Source organism: uncultured Granulicatella sp., from assembly GCF_963516875.1.
Lineage (GTDB): Bacteria > Bacillota > Bacilli > Lactobacillales > Aerococcaceae > Granulicatella.
The window spans coordinates 21,504-43,313 of sequence record NZ_CAUQCL010000013.1 but is presented as its reverse complement, the minus strand read 5'-3'; the positions used below and the strand labels follow the sequence as shown (position 1 = coordinate 43,313).

Annotated in this window: 18 protein-coding genes, 1 tRNA gene, 1 pseudogene and 1 riboswitch; of the genes and pseudogenes, 1 reads left to right on the top strand and 19 read right to left on the bottom strand. The window is 35.0% G+C overall.

The annotated features are described in order from the left end of the window. Positions 1 to 26: 26 nt before the first annotated feature. The 14 genes and pseudogenes from RWM24_RS06135 to RWM24_RS06070 all read right to left on the bottom strand — a co-directional run bounded on the left by RWM24_RS06135 (position 27) and on the right by RWM24_RS06070 (position 16,214). Positions 27 to 1,943: an NAD(P)/FAD-dependent oxidoreductase gene (locus RWM24_RS06135; RefSeq protein ID WP_314112536.1), complete on the bottom strand. Its 1,917-nt coding sequence runs from the start codon at positions 1,941 to 1,943 to the stop codon at positions 27 to 29. 93 nt (positions 1,944 to 2,036) lie between these two features. After that, entirely contained in the window at positions 2,037 to 2,573 is a 537-nt protein-coding gene (locus RWM24_RS06130) for a Gx transporter family protein (protein WP_314112535.1), read from the bottom strand. A 135-nt stretch (positions 2,574 to 2,708) separates the two neighbouring features. Next, a complete protein-coding gene (locus RWM24_RS06125) occupies positions 2,709 to 4,010 on the bottom strand; it encodes a peptidoglycan bridge formation glycyltransferase FemA/FemB family protein (protein WP_314112533.1) in 1,302 nt (433 codons plus the stop codon). Positions 4,011 to 4,131: 121 nt separating this feature from the next. After that, the gene (gene glnA / locus RWM24_RS06120) at positions 4,132 to 5,466 is read right to left on the bottom strand and encodes a type I glutamate--ammonia ligase (RefSeq protein WP_314112531.1); all 1,335 of its coding nucleotides are present in this window, start codon (positions 5,464 to 5,466) and stop codon (positions 4,132 to 4,134) included. Between the two features lie 12 nt (positions 5,467 to 5,478). Further along, complete coding sequence (locus RWM24_RS06115) at positions 5,479 to 5,844, bottom strand: MerR family transcriptional regulator (RefSeq protein ID WP_314112529.1); 366 nt, start codon at positions 5,842 to 5,844, stop codon at positions 5,479 to 5,481. Positions 5,845 to 5,997: 153 nt separating this feature from the next. Then, positions 5,998 to 7,138: pseudogene (locus tag RWM24_RS06110) on the bottom strand (5-methyltetrahydropteroyltriglutamate--homocysteine S-methyltransferase). A gap of 175 nt (positions 7,139 to 7,313) precedes the next feature. Then, complete coding sequence (gene thiT / locus RWM24_RS06105; RefSeq protein ID WP_314112527.1) at positions 7,314 to 7,865, bottom strand: energy-coupled thiamine transporter ThiT; 552 nt, start codon at positions 7,863 to 7,865, stop codon at positions 7,314 to 7,316. A 40-nt stretch (positions 7,866 to 7,905) separates the two neighbouring features. Then, positions 7,906 to 8,000, bottom strand: a riboswitch (TPP riboswitch). Between the two features lie 63 nt (positions 8,001 to 8,063). Beyond that, positions 8,064 to 8,987, bottom strand: coding sequence for a 1-phosphofructokinase (gene pfkB, locus RWM24_RS06100; protein WP_314112525.1), 924 nt, complete (start codon positions 8,985 to 8,987; stop codon positions 8,064 to 8,066). A gap of 73 nt (positions 8,988 to 9,060) precedes the next feature. Then, positions 9,061 to 10,359 (bottom strand): phosphopyruvate hydratase, encoded by a 1,299-nt coding sequence (gene eno / locus RWM24_RS06095; RefSeq protein ID WP_006703959.1) that lies wholly within the window; start codon positions 10,357 to 10,359, stop codon positions 9,061 to 9,063. Positions 10,360 to 10,458: 99 nt separating this feature from the next. Next, positions 10,459 to 11,988: a 2,3-bisphosphoglycerate-independent phosphoglycerate mutase gene (gpmI, locus tag RWM24_RS06090; protein WP_314112523.1), complete on the bottom strand. Its 1,530-nt coding sequence runs from the start codon at positions 11,986 to 11,988 to the stop codon at positions 10,459 to 10,461. Continuing rightward, complete coding sequence (gene tpiA, locus RWM24_RS06085) at positions 11,988 to 12,746, bottom strand: triose-phosphate isomerase (RefSeq protein WP_314112551.1); 759 nt, start codon at positions 12,744 to 12,746, stop codon at positions 11,988 to 11,990. Before tpiA ends, gpmI begins: the two co-directional genes overlap by 1 nt. An 81-nt stretch (positions 12,747 to 12,827) precedes the next feature. Next, a complete protein-coding gene (locus RWM24_RS06080) occupies positions 12,828 to 14,018 on the bottom strand; it encodes a phosphoglycerate kinase (protein WP_314112521.1) in 1,191 nt (396 codons plus the stop codon). A 128-nt stretch (positions 14,019 to 14,146) separates the two neighbouring features. After that, positions 14,147 to 15,148 (bottom strand): type I glyceraldehyde-3-phosphate dehydrogenase, encoded by a 1,002-nt coding sequence (gene gap, locus RWM24_RS06075; protein WP_314112519.1) that lies wholly within the window; start codon positions 15,146 to 15,148, stop codon positions 14,147 to 14,149. A 37-nt stretch (positions 15,149 to 15,185) separates the two neighbouring features. After that, complete coding sequence (locus tag RWM24_RS06070; RefSeq protein WP_314112517.1) at positions 15,186 to 16,214, bottom strand: sugar-binding domain-containing protein; 1,029 nt, start codon at positions 16,212 to 16,214, stop codon at positions 15,186 to 15,188. 305 nt (positions 16,215 to 16,519) lie between these two features. On the opposite strand from RWM24_RS06070, the gene RWM24_RS06065 reads away from it, so the two are divergent. Further along, positions 16,520 to 16,591, top strand: a tRNA-Arg gene (locus RWM24_RS06065). A 90-nt stretch (positions 16,592 to 16,681) separates the two neighbouring features. Here RWM24_RS06065 and RWM24_RS06060 read toward each other — a convergent pair. The 5 genes from RWM24_RS06060 to RWM24_RS06040 all read right to left on the bottom strand — a co-directional run bounded on the left by RWM24_RS06060 (position 16,682) and on the right by RWM24_RS06040 (position 21,809). Next, positions 16,682 to 17,626, bottom strand: a complete 945-nt coding sequence (locus tag RWM24_RS06060) for a metal ABC transporter substrate-binding protein (RefSeq protein WP_314112515.1) — start codon at positions 17,624 to 17,626, stop codon at positions 16,682 to 16,684. After that, complete coding sequence (locus tag RWM24_RS06055; protein ID WP_006703952.1) at positions 17,623 to 18,453, bottom strand: metal ABC transporter permease; 831 nt, start codon at positions 18,451 to 18,453, stop codon at positions 17,623 to 17,625. The genes RWM24_RS06060 and RWM24_RS06055 overlap by 4 nt, the downstream gene beginning before the upstream one ends. Beyond that, entirely contained in the window at positions 18,446 to 19,180 is a 735-nt protein-coding gene (locus RWM24_RS06050) for a metal ABC transporter ATP-binding protein (protein ID WP_314112513.1), read from the bottom strand. Before RWM24_RS06050 ends, RWM24_RS06055 begins: the two co-directional genes overlap by 8 nt. A gap of 172 nt (positions 19,181 to 19,352) precedes the next feature. Beyond that, positions 19,353 to 20,183, bottom strand: a complete 831-nt coding sequence (locus RWM24_RS06045; RefSeq protein WP_314112511.1) for a MurR/RpiR family transcriptional regulator — start codon at positions 20,181 to 20,183, stop codon at positions 19,353 to 19,355. Between the two features lie 120 nt (positions 20,184 to 20,303). Then, a complete protein-coding gene (locus RWM24_RS06040) occupies positions 20,304 to 21,809 on the bottom strand; it encodes a PTS transporter subunit EIIC (protein ID WP_314112509.1) in 1,506 nt (501 codons plus the stop codon). Between the last annotated feature and the right edge of the window lies 1 nt (position 21,810).

Here is a 21,810-nt window from a genome sequence, read left to right as displayed (position 1 = left end):
GCCGGCAAAGCCGACTTTTATCATATTTAACGTTCTTGTTTATCTACACCGAAACCATAAATATGTTTCGAAGTTCCATACCACCATTTACCAGCAGTTTTTTGGAACCATGGAATGAAGTAGTAATCTAAGCCAAATGCACGTCCTGATCCGTTCATTAAAGCGATTGCTGCTGGGATAAACCACATATTTACCCAGTAGAACATACCTGACAATACAAATGTTGTTACTAATCCAACTGTTACTGCATTAACAATCCATGTTAAGAATCCAGCCATAATTGCTAAACCAATAGCTAATTCTACAAATGACATAATTGTTTGCATTACATGTGCTACTTCCACGTTTGGAATCATAATTTGCATAATTGAAGCAAACCAGTCTGGCATTTTATCTAATACCATCATTGGTTGTTCACCATATGAATAGTTAAATCCAAATGAAGTTGCTACTTCTGCTACCGTTTGAGTTGCTGCACCACTTGCTGCTGCAACTGTTTCAGCAGCTCCACTTGCTGCACTTGTTGGTTCAACTAACCAAGGGAATGGGAATGCTAAATGCGTTCCATCAATCCAGCTATGCGCACCCCAAAGACCAAAGATTTTCTTCAATCCTTCGATTGTCCACATTCCACCATAGAATAAACGTAATGGCAACGCCCAAAGAACATTTCCGTAACGAGATAAATGTCCACGGAAGATATTACGACGATCTTTAATGTGGAAGAATTCATGGAATACATATTGAATCGCATAATATAATGAGAAGATTTCTAAGAAGTATTTGATATTTACTAAATGTTTCATCAACATTGCAAAGAAACCACTTAGGTGATATTTGCCCATTAAGAAAGCTACACCATAATGCGATCCAATTGAAACCATAAATCCATCGTATTTTCCTTTATAAGCAACTTTTGCATCATTTTCTACATCTGCAATAATATTTTTCGCTGCAGTATATCCAGTTTGTTCAGCTGCTTGAACAATTTGTGGAGTTGGACAATTTTCTTTGTCAGGTTCTTCATAATAAGCTAAGTCCCCGATTGCATAAATGTTTTCTTTTCCATCTACTTGCATGAATTCATTCACGACTAAACGACCTGCTCGAGCAGATTTGAATCCAAACACTTCAGATTCAGTATTCGCTTTAACACCAGCTGTCCAGAATAATGAGTAAGTTGGAATAACAGTACCGTCTACTAAACGAATGCTATTTTCTTTTACTTCTTCAATTCCGTTTCCTTTAATCACTTTAATGCCACGGCTAGTCATGAATTTCTCAGCTTTAGCAGCATCTTTTTCATCTAACATATTTAAGATTGTTGGTACTGCTTCAACAATGTATAGAGAAAATTCACTTTCATCTAAGTTGTATTGTTTTGCTAACACTGGAATCCAGTCCATGATTTCACCGACTAATTCTACCCCAGTAAATCCAGCACCACATACTGTAAATGTTAATAAAGCACGGCGTTTGGGAGTTACATGCTCTTTAGCTGCACGCTCTACACAACGAATAATATGTTCGCGCATTTTAATCGCATCTTCCATTGACCATAATGTAAATCCGTGTTCTTTCACACCTTGTACACCAAAGTCATTTGCTTCTCCACCCATACCGATTACTAAATAATCATATTGGAAAGATTTATACGTTGTTGTGACAACTTTTTTCGTTTTATCTAAACTTACTACTTTGTCCGTTACTAATTGAACATTTTTTGAACGAGCAAATAATTTTTGTAAATCATATTGAATTGCTTCTGGTTCTACACGACCTCCAGCTACTTCATGTAACTCCGTCATGTATGTTAAATATGGATGTTTGTCAATTAATGTAATTGTAACATCTTTATCTTTTCTGAAATGACGTGATAATTTCTTCGTTGCTGCTACTCCTGCAAATCCTGCACCGATAACAACAATATTTGTTTTCGTCATTAGAAATCCCCTCTCATTTTATAATTTTTTCACTTAAGCATTATAGTATAAAATTAGCATTTTGTCTAATTGTTTTTTAACCTTTTCATAAAGTTACATTTCTTGTTTTTCACGATATGCTTTTAAGATCTTCACATGATTTAAAGCATAATTTGCAGAAATCCCAATCGCAATTCCTGCGAAAATTCCCACAATCGACATGGCTGGTAAATACAATAGAACTGTCCAAGATTTAGCAATAAAACTGGCAATGACTAACTGCCCAAAATTATGTAAAATTCCTCCCGTTGCACTCACACCAATTAAACTGACACGTTTCGGTCCTAATTGTTTAACGAGCAACATTCCTAGCAAACTAAACGCCGCTCCTGCACTACTGTACAATAAAGTAGAAAAAGTTCCACCTAACAAAGCAGTTAACAATGTTCTGAGTAGTACTACTAACACCACTTCTTGTAAGGATAATGTATATAAACCGATGACCGTAATAATATTGGCAACTCCTAATTTAGCTCCCGGAGCAAACGCAAAAGGAAAAGGAATCGCTTGTTCTAGTAAACTCAAAATAATGCCTTGAGCTGTTAATAACGAAATAAATAACATTTTTTTCAACGTTAGATTTTGTGTCATTTATCTACCTACTCTCTTCAAACTTGTCTTATAATTGTACCATAACTCTCAAAAATCTTAAAAAGATATCTAAAAATCGAACATAAAAAGACCCCAAAAGCAACTTTTATTCTTACTTTCGGGGCAGTACGCCATTTACGAACGGCGCATTAATAGTTTTCTTTTCCATTCCATTACTTTTGGTGCAACATCTTGAAACATTGTAAACCAGAAACGATTAATCGGTAAATCAAACTCTCCAATATACTCCACTAAAATTGGGTCAAAAGATTGTTTAAACTTAGTAATACCTGTATGATCTTCTGCATTACTTGAAACTCCAAACATATCATAATGACGAATACCTTTTTCATCATACAATTGTTGCATAATCCATGTTTGTAAAGCTTTATTTGCATTTAAGCCTGCATCATCTGTAATATTCGCTCCGTATAAATAATACGCCGTTTCTTTATACGTTGCGACAAATGCTCCACTTAAAACTTTTCCATTTGGATATTCTTTACACAGTGCTTCTAACTCAATCATTTCTTGCTCATATTTCCCAATATTTTTCAACAAGCTGTCTCTTTGATTCAATAAGTTTGTCTTCTTTCTCTCATTTTGAGTACTTTCAACTTGTGAAGCAATTTTTTCTACCTCTGCTTTGGCTTGGTAAATTCTATTTTCTGTTGATTCTTTTGCGACATGATAATCAATTTTTGCAAAATATAAATCCATCATATCGTGAGCATGTAATGTTTCATAAATAGTTGTTAAATACTCTTTACTTCTGGCAATATATTGATCCCGCTCAGCAGTAATACGATTTAACACTTCATAATCATCAATATCCTCGATAGTTCCTTTATAACAAACAACTCCACGTTTTTGTGCCATTGTAACTTTATATCTTTCTTTAGAAGAGAAAGTATCTAAAATTCCTTTTCCTTTATCTTCTAATTCAACAATCATCGTCATTCTTGGTTGAATACCGTCAAATCCTAAATCTAGTGGTTGACTTACAAATCCTGACTCTAACAATAATTGACGAATGGATTCTTGATTGATGCCATCTTCTACAATCGAAAAGTCATTCAATCGTTCTCTCCACATAATTTCAGGGTCAATTTTCAACCCAAATACTCGTTTTTGTTTTAAATAAGCTTTCAAAGCTTCAATCACTTCTTTAAATTGTTCTGCATCATGATAATCCGTCACAATCCCTCTAGGAGCATACGCTAAATATCTTTTCACTACAGGAAGGGCGCGATATAAAATCATAGTCGCTGCAACTGGTTCATCTTGATCATTCATTACAAAAAAAATATCATTACTCCATTCTCCTCTTGTTTTCACTTCTCCCCATTCCGGAGTTTGAAAAAGAGTACAGTTTCCTTGAGTTTGTAAAAACTCATGATATTCTGCAATAGAATTTCTCATATCTTTAATATACATCTCTAACTTCCTCTCACGTGTTGTCATTGAATAGTATGACACTTATATAGTGGATTGTCAAAAAATGTTGGAAGAAATCATGCAAAAAAGCCAAGCTTTCGCTCGGCTTTTCCCATCTATTTTAAAATAGTTTTAAATATTGATCTAATTCCCATTGTGTGACTTGCGAACGATACGCTGCCCATTCAAATTTCTTCGCTTCCACAAAGTTACTGTAAATATGTCCACCTAATGCATCTTTTACAACAGTGTCAGTTTTCAAGCAATCAATCGCTTCTGCTAAACTACTTGGAAGATCATCAATTCCTACTTCTTTTCTCTCTGCTGTTGACATTGCATAAATATTGCGATCAACTGGAGCTGGAACTGGTAATTTTTCACGAATTCCTTCTAAACCAGCACGTAAAATAGCTGCCATTGCTAAATAAGGATTTGCTGCTGGATCCACACTTCTTAATTCGATACGAGTAGAAAGTCCTCTCGCTTCAGGAATACGAATTAATGGCGAACGGTTTTGAGCTGACCATGCAATATATACAGGCGCTTCATATCCAGGTACTAAACGTTTATAAGAGTTGACTGTAGGGTTACAAATCGCTGTTAAAGCTTTCGCATGTTTCATAACTCCAGCAATGAAATAACGACAAGTATCACTTAGTCCATGTTCATCTGTTGGGTCATAAAATGCATTATTTCCTTCTTTATCAAATAATGATAAGTTGAAATGCATTCCACTTCCGGCAATCCCAAATACTGGTTTTGGCATAAAGGTTGCATGCAATCCATGTTTACGAGCAATCGTTTTAACAACTAATTTAAAAGTTTGAATATTATCGCACGCTGCTACAGCTGGTGCATATTTCCAGTCAATTTCATGTTGACCTGGTGCTACTTCATGGTGACTGGCTTCAATATCGAACCCAATCTTTTCTAATTCTAGTACGATTTCACGACGACATTCTTCTCCTAAATCGACTGGAGCTAAATCGAAGTAACTACCTTGGTCGTTTCCTTCAAGCGTTGGTTCTCCTTTTTCATCTAATTTGAATAAAAAGAACTCTGGCTCTGGTCCTAAGTTAAAATTAGAAAATCCTAAATCTTCCATTTCTTCTAAAATACGTTTTAAGTTTGAACGTGGATCTCCTGCAAATGGTGTTCCATCTGGTTTATATACATCACAAATTAAACGGGCAATTGTTCCATGTTTACTACTCCATGGGAATACAACCCATGTATCTAAGTCAGGATATAAATACATATCACTTTCTTCAATACGAACAAAACCTTCAATAGATGAACCATCGAACATCATTTTATTTGATAATACTTTTTTTAATTGAGTAATTGGCACTTCCACATTTTTAATGGTTCCTAAAATATCCGTAAAAATCAAACGTAAATAACGAACGTCCATTTCCTCAACTTGTTTTAAAATTTCTTCTTGTGTGATTGTCATTTTTCTCCACCCCTATATTAATTTTTCTTGTCCGGATAATCTTCCAATATGCATAATTTCGTTATACAAAATTCGTCGAACATCTTCATCCGTTAATCCATCATTTGTCTTTGGTTTTTCTAACGGATTTTTTTTCACATTCGAATAAATTTTTTGAATCGCAACAATGGTTAATCCATCCGCCAAGTAGTCTTTGATTTCTAATAATCGATCTACATCATTTAACGAATACATTCTACGATTAGTATCTGAACGTTCTGGTGTAATTAAACGTTGTTCTTCATAGTAACGAATTTGTCTTGCTGTTAAATCCGTTAATTTCATAACTGTTCCTATTGGAAACACTGCTAAAGAACGTCGTAATTCTTTTTCTCCCATTTTCAAACACCTCTCTTATCCTGTATGATAGCTGTATTGTAAAAATAACTGACACAAATGTCAAGGATTCTCTTACTTTTTATGTTATATTTTCTCACATGGTTTTCTTTTCAACAAAAAAGGCTAGGTTTCCCCAGCCTATCACTTTTGTTATTAATTTTCAGTTCCCCAAACTTCTTCGGCAACTTCTTTAATTAACGCTAATTTCGCCCATTGTTGTTCTTCTGTTAAGATATTTCCTTCTTCAGTTGAAGCAAATCCACATTGAGTACTTAATGATAATCTGTCTAACGGAATATATTGGCTTGCTTCTTTAATACGAGAGATTAATTCTTCCTTACTTTCTAGTTCTCCAAATTTTGAAGTTACTAGACCTAAAACAACTTGTTTATCACCAGAAACTTTCGCTAATGGAGTGAAGTCCCCAGCACGATCTGTATCAAATTCTAAGTAATAAGCATTCACTTCTTCTTGCTCGAATAATTCTTCGGCAACTGATGCATAACCGCCACTTGCAGCCCAAGTAGAATGAAAGTTTCCACGACATACGTGAGTATTGACAACTAATCCTTCTGGAACATTTTTATACACAGCATTATTTAAACGTAAAAATGTTGCTGCTAATTCACGTCTGACTTCTTCTTTATCACGCCCTTGTCCCCAAAGTGTTAAGAAGTTATCATCTACTAAAATACCCCATGTACAATCATCAACTTGTAATGTACGTAATCCTTCATCAAATAATTGTTGAATCACTTCTAAATAAGCTTTTGAAATATCTGCTACCACATCATCAAAATTTGAATATACACTATTCAATTGTTCCACATGTTCTTCATCACGAATTAATTCAAAATATAATTGAGATGGTGATGGAATTGTAATACGAGCCTCCACTTCATTATTATCGGCTACTAAATCTCTTAAAAATGTATAGTGAGCTACAAATGGATGATTACGTCCATGAATCGTTCCTACTACAGTTGCAGAGTCCGGTTTTGTCACTTCATCATGGAATTGGTATCCTGTTTTGGCTTGAATTCGTTTAATTCCTCCTAATCCCCAGAAGAAATCTAAATGCCAATAAGCACGACGGAATTCCCCATCTGTAATTCCTTTATATCCTGCTGCAATTTCTTTTTTTACTAAATCACGAATTGCTGCATCTTCAAAGTTTTTTTAATTCTTGGTAACTAAAGTTTCCTTTTTCATACTCTTCGCGAGCTTGTTTTAAATTTTCTGGTCTTAAGAAACTTCCTACTGTATCAAATCTAAATGGTGCATGTTTTGTCATATTGATTACCTCTCTTCTCTAACTAACGTAATTACATTGTAACTGACTACCCCGTTATTGTCACATACTAATTTACTATATTTAAATATAGTTTAAAGCTATATACTTCCACAAAAAAACTCCTATAGAATCCTGTAATCTATAAGAGTTTCTCTGAATATAAATGTTATATAGCTTATTTTCCTTTATAAATTCTTGGATATTTCAACAATAAAATTGCTACCACAATTGTTACTACTAGAGTTTGTAATCCAGCAATTCCGTTAACTGTAAATGAATACCAATATGGTGATACTCCTTCTGGTGCATATTTACCCCAGAATAAAAATCCTGCAACAAAATGCCAGAAATAGCGAATTCCTACACCAATGAATGATGAAATGATAATATAAACAATTGCTAAAGATTGTTTTTCATTACGTATAGCAGATTGGAATTGATGATGTAATAATCCAGCAAATCCCATTACTCCAAATGCGATAATATACTCTATAATCACTTGAGAAAATGATAAGTACGCTACTTTCCCAAGTACAAAATGTAAGATTCCCCACACTAAACCTGAAAATAATGCTGGATACAACCCTCTACGTAAAGCAAACACCACTAAAACAATTGCACCAAATGATGGAGAAAACCATCCCATAAAATGAGGAATGAATGATAACGCCATCGCCAAAGCAGCTACAATTGCCCCTTCTACCCACGCAATTCTTTTGATTGACATAAAAAAGCCTCCTTGTTTTTTACAAAGAGACCCAATTGCAGACAATTATTCATACAATCCCTACGCACGTATTAACGTAACAGGTTCTAAGAGTTTGTGAACACATCTCAGCCAATGGCACCTCTTTGTATTTTTTAGAATGAAATCAGTATACTCCCTTTTTCACTTTTTTTCAACTCATTTTTTCATTTTCAGAACCTAATGTTGAATTTTTCTTATTTCAATTTTTGATAACAATGTATTGATGATCGTTTTTGTTGCAATCCCTGTCGAAAAAGCTGTTGCACTTCCAGCAGCTGCTCCTTGCTTTAGACTCTCCTTATAATCACTTGTTTCAATAAATTTCGCCATAAAAGCAGCTAGCATTGAATCTCCTGCTCCTACTGAATTAATCAACTTTCCTGTTGGAACATTCGAAGCAAATACTTCCCCTGTTTCACTAACTAAAAATGCTCCTTCACTCCCACAAGACACTAACACATTACAAGCACCTTTTTTCTGTAATTGAAATGCATAATAAATGATTTCGTCTTGAGTCTTAATATTCACTCCAAATAATTCTTCTAATTCATGTTGGTTCGGCTTAATCATAAATGGTTGATAAGGTAAACAGGCTAACAATGAAGTTTTTGTTGTATCTAGCACTAACTTTACCCCTCTTGCATGACAAAGCTTTGCAATTTCAACATAAGACGTCTCATCTAGTCCTGGTGCAGCATTTCCCGCTAAAAATACGATATCCTCTTCTTGTAAATGCTCTTCCAAATATCTCACTAGTTGTTGAAGTTTTTTAGTATTTACAGTAGCACCAGCTGCATTGATTTCAGTCTCAACTTCTCCTTTTACTTTAACATTAATTCTTGTAGTACCATCTACAGAAATAAAGTAAGTTATAACACCTTCTTTTTCAAGAAATTCTTCAATAAACTTCCCTGTAAATCCTCCCAGAAATCCTGTAGCAATATTATCAACTCCTAGTCGTTTTAATACAACCGATATATTAATCCCTTTACCACCTGCTACATATTCCTCACTCATTGATCGATTTAAGGTTCCTAATTGACAATTTGGAACTTGAATAACTAAATCTACCGCTGGATTAAACGTAATGGTGTATATCATGTTTGCACCCCTTTCTAATATAAAAAATAGGGCTAGCAAAATGCTAGCCCTCTAAAAACATCCTAAAATGTGATTATTTTTTTAAGTTGTAGAATGCTGAAAGACCTTGGTAAACAGCTAAGTCACCTAATTGATCTTCAATACGTAATAATTGGTTGTATTTAGCAATACGGTCTGTACGGCTTAATGAACCAGTTTTGATTTGTCCAGCATTTGTAGCAACTGCGATATCAGCAATTGTTGAATCTTCAGTTTCACCTGAACGGTGTGATACAACTGCAGTATATCCAGCTTTTTGAGCCATTTCAATTGCGTTGAATGTTTCAGTTAAAGTACCAATTTGGTTAACTTTGATTAAGATTGAGTTTGCAACACCTTGTGCAATACCACGAGATAAGATTTCAGTATTAGTTACGAATAAATCGTCACCTACTAATTGAACTTTACCACCTAAGCGTTCAGTTAATAATTTCCATCCATCCCAGTCATTTTCGTCACAGCCGTCTTCGATTGTAATGATTGGGTATTTCTCAACTAATTCAGCTAAGTATTCTACTTGTTCAGCAGGAGTACGTTTAGCACCTTTTTCACCTTCGAAGATTGTGTAGTCGTATACGCCATCTTTGAAGAATTCTGATGAAGCACAGTCAAATCCTAAGAATACATCTTTACCTGGTTCTAAACCAACTTTTTTAATAGCAGCTAAGATTGTTTCTACAGCATCTTCAGTACCTTCAAATGTTGGAGCGAAACCACCTTCGTCACCTACAGCAGTTACTAAACCACGGTCGTGTAAAATAGCTTTTAATGCATGGAATACTTCAGCACCCCAACGTAAAGCTTCTTTGAATGTTGGTGCACCAACTGGTAAAATCATGAACTCTTGGAATGCGATTGGAGCATCTGAGTGAGATCCACCGTTAACGATGTTCATCATTGGTGTTGGTAATACTTTAGTGTTGAATCCACCTAAGTATTGGTATAATGGTTGATCTAAGTAATCAGCAGCCGCACGAGCAACAGCGATAGATACGCCTAAAATTGCGTTAGCTCCTAATTTACCTTTGTTTGGAGTTCCATCTAATTCGATCATTAATTTGTCGATCGCCATTTGTTCGCGAACGTCAAAACCGATGATTGCTTCAGCAATAATGTTGTTTACATTATCAACAGCTTTTTGAACTCCTTTTCCTAAGTAACGAGATTTGTCGCCATCACGTAATTCAACTGCTTCGTATTCACCAGTAGAAGCTCCTGAAGGAACCATACCGCGTCCGAACGCTCCGCTTTCTGTGTAAACTTCAACTTCGATAGTTGGGTTACCACGTGAATCTAATACTTCTCTTGCTAATACATCTGTAATAAATGGCATGATTTATTAACTCCTTTATATTTATTTGTACGTTTCTATTTTAGTCGAAAAATGCTTTATATGCAATATTTTCCTGAAATTGAAATTATTTTTTTAAGATTATTTTTGAATTAAGCTTTCGCCTGTCATTTCTTCAGGTTTTGCTACATTCAATAAGTCTAACATTGTTGGCGCAACGTCTGCTAAACGACCACCCTCACGTAATGTAATGCCTTTTTTCGTTACAATAACTGGAACTGGAACTGTTGTATGGGCAGTATGCGGTGTACCTTCTGGTGTAACCATTGTTTCAGAGTTACCGTGGTCAGCAAAGATAATGGCAGTACCACCTTTAGCTAAAATAGCATCCACTACTTTTCCTAAATTTTCATCTACTGCTTCGATTGCTTTAATCGTTGGTTCTAACATACCTGAGTGTCCAACCATATCTGGATTTGCGAAGTTTAAGATAATCGCATCATTTTCATCGTTTTGAATAGAGTTATATAATGCATCTCCAACTTCATAACAACTCATTTCAGGTTTTAAGTCATATGTTGCAACTTTTGGAGAAGGAATTAAAATACGGTTTTCTCCTGTGAATTCTTCATTACGTCCACCATTCATAAAGAAGGTTACGTGTGGATATTTCTCTGTTTCAGCAATACGTAATTGCGCTAATCCTGCTTTAGATAAAACTTCTCCTAAAACATTTGTCATAGGAATTGGTGGGAATGCAACTTCTGCATCTACACTTGGATTGTATAATGTCATTGTCACAAATTTAACATTTGCAGCATGTTCACCACGATCAAAGTTTGTCCACTCTTTATCTGTGAATGCATTTGATAATTGAATCGCACGGTCAGGACGGAAATTAAAGAAGATAACTGCATCATTTTCTTCAATTTTCGCAACTGGTTGTCCGTCTTTAACAATTACTGATGGAATAACAAATTCATCTGTTACATTTTCAGCATAACTATGTTCAATCACTGCTTGTGCTGATTCGAATTGAGGGCCTTTTGCATGAGCAATAGCATCATAAGCTAATTGAACACGTTCCCAACGTTTGTCACGGTCCATTGCATAGTAACGACCTGATACTGTTGCGATTTGACCTACTCCAACTTCTGCAATTTTTTCTTCTAATGTTTTGATATAAAATGGACCAGCTTTTGGATCCACGTCACGTCCATCCATGAATGCATGCACATAAACTTTAGAGATTCCTTTTGCTTTAGCTGTTTCAATTAATGCTAATAAATGATTGATATGGCTGTGTACTCCACCATCAGATAATAATCCGAATAAGTGTAATGCAGAACCATTTTCTAATACATGATTAAACGCACCATTTAATGCTGGATTTGTATCGAATTCACCATCTAAAATTGCTTTGTCAATACGAGTTAAGCTTTGGTATACGATACGACCTGCACCGATATTTGTATGACCTACTTCTGAGTTCCCCATTTGTCCATCTGGTAGACCTACATCTAATCCAGAAGCTTTCAATGTTGTATGAGGAAATTCGTTATAATAACGGTCAAAATTTGGTTTATTTGCTTGTGCTACAGCGTTACCTTCTACTTCTGGTCTCCATCCGAAACCATCTAAGATAATAATCGCTACTGGTGATTTAGACATTATTTTACTGCCTCCAATAAAGCTAAGAATGATTCAGGTTGTAAGCTCGCTCCACCTACTAAAGCCCCGTCCACATCTGGACAAGCCATGTATTCTTTAATGTTTTCAGGTTTAACAGAACCACCATATTGTACACGTACTTTATCTGCAACTTCTTGACCGAAGTCTGCTGCTACAACGTCACGTACTACTTTACACATTTTTTGAGCATCATCTTGAGAAGCTGATTTACCAGTTCCGATTGCCCAAATTGGTTCATATGCAATGACTAATGATGAAACTTGTTCATTTGATAATCCTTCTAATGCAGCAGAAACTTGTGCACCCACAAACTCAGCAGCTTTACCTGCTTCATAAGTTTCTAATGTTTCACCACAACAGATGATTGGTAACATACCATTTGCAAAAATTGCTTTTGCTTTTTTGTTAATATCTGCATCAGTTTCGTGGAAATATTCACGACGTTCTGAGTGTCCAATTACAACATAGTGAACGCCCATTTCAGATAATACTTTTGGAGAAGTTTCTCCTGTATAAGCACCTTCTTGTTCAAAGTAGCAGTTTTGAGCAGCTACTTTTAATTCTGAACCTTCAGCTGCTGCTAATAAAGTACTTAAATCAACTGCTGGAGCTGCTACAGCAGACTCAACAACTTCTGATGATGGTAATTTGCCTGCTAAAGCCTCAACAAATGCTTGAGTTTCTTTAGGGTTTTTATTCATTTTCCAGTTTCCTGCAATAATTGGTTTACGCATAATTTTTCCTCCTAAAATTGTTTATGAAGCAGACTCACAAAAATGAACGAATCATTTCAGTGAGTCTTTTTCATTATTTTTAAATTATTTATCACTAATTGAAGCTACACCAGGTAATTCTTTACCTTCTAAGTATTCTAATGAAGCTCCACCACCAGTTGAGATATGAGTGAATTTATCCGCATATCCTAAAGAAATTGCTGCTGCTGCAGAATCCCCACCACCGATAATTGTTGTAGCGCCTTGTAAATCTGCAATTGCTTCACAAACACCAATTGTTCCTTTAGCAAAGTTAGATAATTCGAATACACCCATTGGTCCATTCCATACAACTGTTTTCGCATCTTTTAAGTAGCTAGCAAATAATGCTACTGTTTCAGGACCTACGTCTAACCCTTCTTGATCGGCTGGAATTTGGTCAGATGGTACAATTGTTGCAACTGCATCGTTTGAAAATTCTTTTGCAACTACGTTATCGATTGGTAATACTAATTTATCGCCAGCTTTTTCCATAATTTGTTTTGCTAATTCAATACGGTCTACTTCTAATAATGATAGACCAACTTCACGACCCATAGCTTTGAAGAATGTATAAGCCATTCCTCCACCGATTAATACTTTATCAGCTTTATCGATTAAGCTTTCGATTACACCAATTTTATCTGAAACTTTTGCTCCACCTAAAATTGCAACGAATGGACGTTCTGGTGTATCTACTGCTCCACCGATAAATTTAATTTCTTTTTCCATTAAGAAACCAGCAGCAGTTTCTAATTGGCTAGCAATTCCTACGTTTGAAGCGTGAGAACGGTGAGCTGTACCAAATGCATCATTTACGAACAACTCTCCTAAAGATGCCCAATATTTGCCTAACTCAGGATCGTTTTTAGATTCTTTTTTGCCATCTAAATCTTCGAAACGAGTGTTTTCAAATAATAAAACATCTCCTTCAGCTAAACCATTAATAGCTGTTTCTAATGCTTCTCCACGTGTTTCTGGAACAAATGTTACTTCTTTTTTCAATAATTCTGATAAACGTTCAGCAACTGGACGTAAGCTTAAAAGAGCTTTATCTTCTTCAGATTTTACTTTTCCTAAGTGAGAGAAAAGAATTACTTTAGCATGATTATCAATTAAATATTGAATAGTTGGTAATGCTTGTACAATACGGTTGTCATCTGTAATAACTCCATTTTTTAATGGAACGTTGAAGTCAACACGTACTAATACTTTTTTTCCTCCAACAGATAAATCTGTTACAATTTTTTTAGCCATAGAATAGCCTCCTAAGTTTTAAATATTTGGAGCGAGTGTAATACCCACATTATGAAAACAGGGCGAGGAAGCGAATGCTCCCATCGCCCTGAAAAATTCGATACGATTAGCTATATCAAAACTTTAAATTATAGATTTGCAAAGTATTCTAAAGTACGAATTAATTGTGCAGTATATGACATTTCGTTATCGTACCAAGAAACTGTTTTAACTAATTGTTTGTCGCCTACAGTCATTACTTTAGTTTGAGTTGCATCAAATAATGATCCATAAGTGATACCTACGATATCAGTAGATACTAATGGCTCTTCAGTGTATCCGTAAGATTCAGTTGCAGCAGCTTTCATAGCAGCATTAATTTCTTCAGCTGTTACTGGTTTTTCTAATACTGTTACTAATTCTGTTAATGAACCTGTTGGTACAGGAACACGTTGAGCAGCTCCATCTAATTTACCGTTTAATTCTGGAATTACTAAACCGATAGCTTTAGCAGCACCAGTTGTGTTAGGAACGATGTTTACAGCTGCAGCACGAGCACGACGTAAGTCTCCTTTTGGATGTGGAGCGTCTAATGTATTTTGGTCACCTGTGTAACCATGAATTGTAGTCATTAAACCTTCAACGATTCCGAAGTTATCGTTTAAAGCTTTAGCCATAGGTGCTAAACAGTTTGTAGTACATGAAGCACCAGAGATAACTGTTTCTTTACCTGTTAAAATGTCGTGGTTTACGTTGTAAACAACTGTTGGTACATCGTTACCACCAGGAGCAGAGATAACAACACGTTTAGCTCCACCTTTTAAGTGTAATTCAGCTTTTTCTTTAGAAGTGAAGAAACCAGTACATTCTAAAACGATATCAACGCCTAATTCTCCCCATGGTAATTCTTCAGGATTACGGTTAGCTAATACTTTAACTTCTTTACCGTTTACGCGGAATGCGCCTTCTAATACTTCAACTTCTCCGTTGAAACGTCCTTGTGTTGAATCGTATTTTAATAAGTGTGCTAATTGTTTAGCATCTGTTAAGTCGTTGATTGCAACAACTTCTAACCCTTCCACTTCTTGAATACGACGGAATGCTAAACGTCCAATACGTCCGAAACCGTTAATACCAACTTTAACTGTCATAATAGTTTTTCCTCCTAGGAATATATTTTTTTTATTTTTAGCGGGTTACCCCGTTCAAAACCATATTTGCTAAACTCTCATCGAGAACAAACCATGTTCGATCGATAGGAGCTAATTTGGCATAAGCTTTTAATGCTTCTGCCTTTTGAGCGCCTTCCACAATCGCAATACTATGCGGAATTGACTCTAAATCACTAAGATGCAAACCTACTCGTGGAAGTTTAAAAACGACCTTTCCTTTTGCATCGAAGAAACAACCAAACGCTTCACCAACTGCTCGTTGATTGGCAATGAATTGACTTTCTTGAGGTAACAACCCTCTTCTTTCAGCCATAACACTTGCATTTCCAACACTATATAATAAGCAATTCGCTTGTTTCATCATTGTTAATGTTTGCGAAACTAATGGTTCTTGTAATAAAGGTAAATACGTTTCTTTACTTACATGTTCTGGAACATATAATGAAAAATGTTCTCCACCTGTTTTTGTCGCCATCTTCTCACTAACACTGTTTGCTTGGATTAAAGTGGAACCTCCCACTCCTCCTCTAGCAGGGACAAAAGAAATCTCTCTTTGTTGTAAAATCTCTTTTGAAAAATATTCTGCTACCGTCGCCATCGTTCTACCACCCGTTACTGTTACGATTGATTGATCAACTGGCAACATCCATTTCATCAATTCTTGTACTTGATGACTAATCTGCATCCCTTTTTTAGGATTGCTTTCATGCACTACTTTACAAAATCTAATTCCTAACTTTTTAGAAACTTCCTTTTCAAAAGTAGTCATCTCAATACACTGTTGAATAATCGTTGTTAATCCTAGATAAGTCTCTTTCCCTAAATCCGTGACTAACATTCCTTTTGCAGAATATGTAATTAAACCTTGTTCTTTTAGTATATCCGTTTCAGAACGAAGAACACGTTCTGATATTTCCAACTGTTTAGCAAGCCCTCTTCGACCAATCGGTTGTGTTTGTTGTATCGCTCGCAAAATTTGGAAACGAATTTTTAACAATTGATTGCTTTCGGGGACTAGAAGTTGCATTAATGTCATACAATCCATAATTCCAATTCCCTTCATTTCATTACTGGGCTAAAAACCGTCCCTAAAAACTAGTTATCTATACATAGAAAACTTTTTTAATTACAAAAATATTGTACCAACAATCTTTGTAAAATGCAACTTGAAAGTGTTTAATATTTTTTAAAAAAGAAATTTAAAGGGACACTTTTAGTCCCTTATTTTATCTTGGTTTCTTTTCATATCATCCTCTTTCTTATCTATTCCTTGTTATTTCTAGTCTTTTTTTGTAAGAGTTTCTTCTTGTTTTTTCATATGAATTTGGATAAAATATTCTTACATTGTTAGCCATCTTAGTGTAATGGATATCACATAAGATTCCGGTTCTTATAATGGGGGTTCGATTCCCTCAGGTGGCGTTATTAAAGTAATTTAACCGCAAAAAAGCCAGAGCTAAAGCTCTGGCTTATTTGCAGTTTTATAGCTCACCATACTATTAGACTGCTTAATTATTTTTCTAAACCTTCAATAATTTTTGTTAAGTTCCATTTCATCATGCTTAAGTAGCTATCTCCATCTTTACCTTTTTCAGCAACTGAGTCAGTAAAGATTGTTGAGTAAATTGGCTTACCTGATTCTTGTGAAACTGTCTTCATCGGACGGTCATCAACACTTGATTCAACGAATAATGAAGGAACTTTAGATTTTTTAAGAATTTCTACTAAACGAGTTGTTTGTTCAGGAGTACCTTCTTCTTCAGTATTAATTTCCCAGATGTAAGCTGATGGAACTCCATAAGCTTTAGAGAAGTACTTGAAGCATCCTTCACTTGTAACAATTAATTTTTTCTCTTCTGGAATTTTAGCAAGACGTTCTTTTGCGTCTTTATCTAATTTATCCAACTCAGCAACATATTTATCAAGATTCTTTTGGTAAGTATCTTTATGTTCTGGATCTTTTGCAATTAATTGTTTTGCAATGTTTTTAGCATAAATCACACCATTTTCGATGTTTAACCATGCATGAGGGTCTTCTTTACCTTTTTCTTTTTCCCCTTCAAGGTAAATTACATCAACGCCATCACTTACTGCAAAGTAATCTTTATCTGCTACTTTACCAGCATTTTTAACCATTTTTGTAAACCAAGCATCATCTGCATTTTCTAAGTTAATTCCATTATAGAAAATTAAATCTGCATCATGAATTTTTTGTACATCTTGTGGTAATGGTTCATATTCGTGTGGATCTTGTCCAACTGGAACAATACTGTGAATGTCCGCTAAATCCCCAGCAACATTTTTTGTAATATCATAAATGATAGAGTTTGTTGCTACTACTTGTACTTTTTTAGGTTCATTACTTTTTGTTGTAGTTGAAGAAGATGAATTACTTGCACATCCTGCAAAACCTACTAATGATAATAAACCGACTGTTAATAACTTCCCGATTTTCATGCTTTTTTCCTACCTTCCCTTTGTTTTGGTGATACAATAAAACTAATCACAAAGAATGCTGCAGCAGTTAATACAATCGTAGAACCTACCGCAATATTAAACGTATAGCCGATTACTAAACCAACAATCGAAGAAAGTGAACCAAACATTGCTGATAAAGCAAGCATGGTTTTTAAACTCTTCGAATATAAATAAGCTGTTGCTGCTGGTGTAATCAGTAACGCTACAATCATAACTGTTCCGACACTTTGCATTGCTGTAATCGAAACTAATGCTAAAAGAAACATCAATAAGTAATGATAGAATGATACATTCAGTCCTGCTGAACGAGCAAAGACTGGGTCAAAACTCGTTACTTGTAATTCTTTAAAGTAAGAAATAATCGTTACAAAAACAAATATTCCAACAATTGCTGTAATCAATAAATCAAAATCTTGTACCGCTAAAATATTCCCGAATAAAATATGGAATAAGTCTGTTGAACTTTTTGCAACACCGATTAAAATAATCCCTAAAGCTAAAAACGAACTAAAGGTAATTCCTATCGCAGTATCACTTTTTACGACACTATTTCGATTAATAAACGCAATAATAAATGATGCTAATAATCCAAATGCTAGTGCTCCAAAGAAGAAGTTAATACCAAGAATAAAAGATAATGCTACCCCTGGTAACACCGCATGAGAAATCGCATCTCCCATCAACGACATTCCACGAAGAATGATAAAACATCCAATCATTCCGGCAACTGCTCCAATTAGAACAGAAGAAATTAAAGCATTTTGCACAAAATGATAGTTCATTAATCCTTGTAAAAAATTATTCATGAGCCGCTCCTCCTTGTGCAATAAAAACTTCTCCACCGTAAGTTTTTCTGATTTTTTCAGGAACAAAAGTAGTTTCTGTAGAACCACTATCCACAATTCCTCGATTCACTAAAATGACTTGATCAAAATAATCACGTACCTTAGACAAATCATGATGTACCATCAAAATCGTTTTACCTTCTTCTTTCCATTGACGAATTAAAGTCATAATCACTTTTTCACTCATCATATCAATCCCTACAAATGGTTCATCTAAGAAGATATAGTCTGCTTTCTGCACTAAACAACGTGCTAATAATACCCTTTGGAATTGTCCTCCCGACAATGCTCCTATCGGACGATGGGCTAATTCTGTTAAACCAACTTCTTCAATCGCTTCATCTACATCTTTCCAATCTTGAGCATTTAAACGCTGAAATGGTTTCATTTTTACACTTTTCCCTAATGCTACACACTCACGAATGGTAATTGGAAATGTAAAATCAAGATTACTCTTTTGTTCAACATAAGCAATTCTCTCTAATGATTGACTCGCTTCTTTCCCATCGAACGTCACTTTTCCCGTGTGTGAAATTAATCCTAAAATTGCTTTTAAAAAGGTAGATTTACCTGCACCATTAGGACCAATTATTCCTAAAATTGTCGGGCCATTTATTTCTACATGACAGTCTTTTAGTACATTTGGTTGCATTGCATATGATACACCAAGATTTTCAACTTTAATCATGAATATCTCCTTTCTTTTTCTCATATTACTTATGCCAATAATTAGGTTACCTTAAATGAATTCTTTCGTCAAGAGTTTTTTAGGCATTCCAAAATATTTTTGAAAAATTCCTGTTTTTATATAAAAAAAGATAAAGAACAAAACGCTTTCATGTTCTTTATCTTCTTTATGCCTATTCTTTTTTATCTTCTTTTGCCCCTAAAGCTGTCAATGTATTCGAGAATAAATGATGTTTATAATCCTTATCAATTTCCTTATAATAACTATAAAAAATATCAATCATAACTAAAATCGGAAATTGTGGTGAAATCAATCCACCTTGTTCTAATGCATTTTTCATCGCTATTAAAACTAACTCATCACATGCTTTCCCACTGTCTTCACTTCTTTTTGAAGTGATTAACACCGTCTTTGCTCCTTGTTTTTTGGCTTGTCGAACTGCTTCAACAACACTTGCATTAGCAGAAACGGAAATCCCAATGACTAAACAGTCTTCATCAACAAGAACTCGATTCATTAACATCGTATGTAAATCCGTAATTGCTTCACATATCATTCCTAATCTCATAAATCTAAATTTCATTTCGTGAGCTGCTAAGCCCGAACTTCCTTGTCCATAAATATATACTCGCTTAGCATTATTCAACAAACTACAAACTTTAATCACTTGTGATTCATCTATTAACGAAAAAGATTTTGATAATAATTCCTCATAATCTGTTAACACTTTCTTTGTTAAATCATTATGAATCATTTGTCCTTCTTTTTTACTTTCTTGATAATCATAAATAAATTGACGATATCCTTTATAACCACATTTTTGAGCAAAGCGTGTCAATGAAGGAATAGACACAAATAACCGCCCCGATACTGCTCTTGCTGATAAAGATTCATCTGTTGCATTTTGTTCCAAGAAATATTGAGCAATCGTTTTTTCATTAGGAGTTAGTGTGTCATAGATGGATTCAATTAATGGTGTGACTTTCTTTTCAAACGAAATCATAAATGTTACTCCCTTACCTTTTGGATAGTATTAGTGTATCACATTTTACGTCTTTCGTGTTTTGAAAATAAAAAGCTAGGAGAAATTCATCCCCTAGCTTTTCAAATCGTGTTGATGGAATTAATCATCTACACCTAAAATTTCGTTAATATTGTTTTTATATAGAATTGCTTTTGCACCGTAGATAGCTTGAACTCCACCTTTAACTTCTAATACATCTACCGCACCAATTGCTTTTAGTGTCGCTTTATCTACTTTATCGACTGAACGAACAGCTACACGTAAACGAGTAATACATGCATCTACATCTTCAATATTTTCTGATCCACCTAAAGCTTCGATAATACGAACGCTATCTTCTTTTAAAGAATCTTTTGTTTCTACAACCGGTTGTGCATCATCTGCTAACTCTTCATCTAAACGTCCTGGAGTTGCAACGTTAAATTGAACGATAAACCATCTGAATACTACATAGTATAGAACACTCCATACTAAACCAAATGGAATTTGTAATAGCCAATTTGTTTTATCATTACCTTGTAATACCCCGAATAATGTAAAGTCGATAACCCCACCTGAGAATGTATTACCGATTGAAATATTTAAGATATCAGCAATAAAGAAGCTTACACCATCTAAGAATGCGTGAACAACATAAAGTGCTGGACTTACGAATAAGAACATAAATTCAATTGGTTCTGTAATACCAGTAATGAATGATGTTAAAGCTACCCCAAAGAATAAACCTGCATATTTTTTACGACGATCTTTTGGAACACAGTGATACATTGCTAAGCAGGCTGCTGGAAGACCAAACATCATTGTAGAGAAACGACCTGCGAAGAAACGAGTTCCTTCAGTAAATAGACCAACATGTGTTGGATCTGCTAATTGAGCAAAGAAGATTTTTTGAGCTCCTGCTACAGATTGACCAGCAACAGTTGCCACTCCTCCTAATTCTGTATACCAGAATAATGGGTAAATCATATGGTGTAACCCAACCGCACCACTTAGACGCATTAAGAATCCATATAAGAATGTTCCAAATGGTCCAGCTTGAGAAATATAGCCACCAGTTGATACTAATAATTGTTGGAATGGAGGCCAAATTATAAAGAAAATTCCTCCAACTACAATTGAAGCAAATGAAGTTACGATTGGAACAAAACGGCTACCTCCAAAGAATCCTAAGAATTGAGGTAATTGAATATTGCTATAACGATTATGTAAATAAACCGCTACAGAACCTACTACGATAGCACCAACTACACCTGTATCAATGGCAGCTCCTTCAGCCATAAATAATTTAACAAGAGCTTTGATTGTTGCTGTCATTACGAAATATCCAGTAACACCAGCTAGTGCTGCTGTACCTTTATCACGTTTTGCTAAACCAATACACAAACCTACGCAGAGTAATAATGCTAAATTCGCAAATACAACTTCCCCTGCTGAGCTCATCACTGTGAAAATAGCTTGCAGTGTACGATTATTCAATACTGGATAAGTAGCTACTGTCGTTGGATTTGACAATGCACCACCAATCCCTAATAACAAACCAGCTGCCGGTAAAATAGCAATCGGCAACATAAAGGCTTTACCAATTTTTTGTAATACTTTAAACATA

Coding starts and splice junctions, on each gene's coding strand:
- RWM24_RS06135 (WP_314112536.1), bottom strand. CDS start 1,943: ATGACGAAAACAAATATTGTTGTTATCGGTGCAGGATTTGCAGGAGTA.
- RWM24_RS06130 (WP_314112535.1), bottom strand. CDS start 2,573: ATGACACAAAATCTAACGTTGAAAAAAATGTTATTTATTTCGTTATTA.
- RWM24_RS06125 (WP_314112533.1), bottom strand. CDS start 4,010: ATGTATATTAAAGATATGAGAAATTCTATTGCAGAATATCATGAGTTT.
- glnA (WP_314112531.1), bottom strand. CDS start 5,466: ATGACAATCACACAAGAAGAAATTTTAAAACAAGTTGAGGAAATGGAC.
- RWM24_RS06115 (WP_314112529.1), bottom strand. CDS start 5,844: ATGGGAGAAAAAGAATTACGACGTTCTTTAGCAGTGTTTCCAATAGGA.
- thiT (WP_314112527.1), bottom strand. CDS start 7,865: ATGTCAATCAAAAGAATTGCGTGGGTAGAAGGGGCAATTGTAGCTGCT.
- pfkB (WP_314112525.1), bottom strand. CDS start 8,987: ATGATATACACCATTACGTTTAATCCAGCGGTAGATTTAGTTATTCAA.
- eno (WP_006703959.1), bottom strand. CDS start 10,359: ATGCCATTTATTACAGATGTATTAGCAAGAGAAGTATTAGATTCACGT.
- gpmI (WP_314112523.1), bottom strand. CDS start 11,988: ATGTCTAAATCACCAGTAGCGATTATTATCTTAGATGGTTTCGGATGG.
- RWM24_RS06080 (WP_314112521.1), bottom strand. CDS start 14,018: ATGGCTAAAAAAATTGTAACAGATTTATCTGTTGGAGGAAAAAAAGTA.
- gap (WP_314112519.1), bottom strand. CDS start 15,148: ATGACAGTTAAAGTTGGTATTAACGGTTTCGGACGTATTGGACGTTTA.
- RWM24_RS06070 (WP_314112517.1), bottom strand. CDS start 16,214: ATGGATTGTATGACATTAATGCAACTTCTAGTCCCCGAAAGCAATCAA.
- RWM24_RS06060 (WP_314112515.1), bottom strand. CDS start 17,626: ATGAAAATCGGGAAGTTATTAACAGTCGGTTTATTATCATTAGTAGGT.
- RWM24_RS06055 (WP_006703952.1), bottom strand. CDS start 18,453: ATGAATAATTTTTTACAAGGATTAATGAACTATCATTTTGTGCAAAAT.
- RWM24_RS06050 (WP_314112513.1), bottom strand. CDS start 19,180: ATGATTAAAGTTGAAAATCTTGGTGTATCATATGCAATGCAACCAAAT.
- RWM24_RS06045 (WP_314112511.1), bottom strand. CDS start 20,183: ATGATTTCGTTTGAAAAGAAAGTCACACCATTAATTGAATCCATCTAT.
- RWM24_RS06040 (WP_314112509.1), bottom strand. CDS start 21,809: ATGTTTAAAGTATTACAAAAAATTGGTAAAGCCTTTATGTTGCCGATT.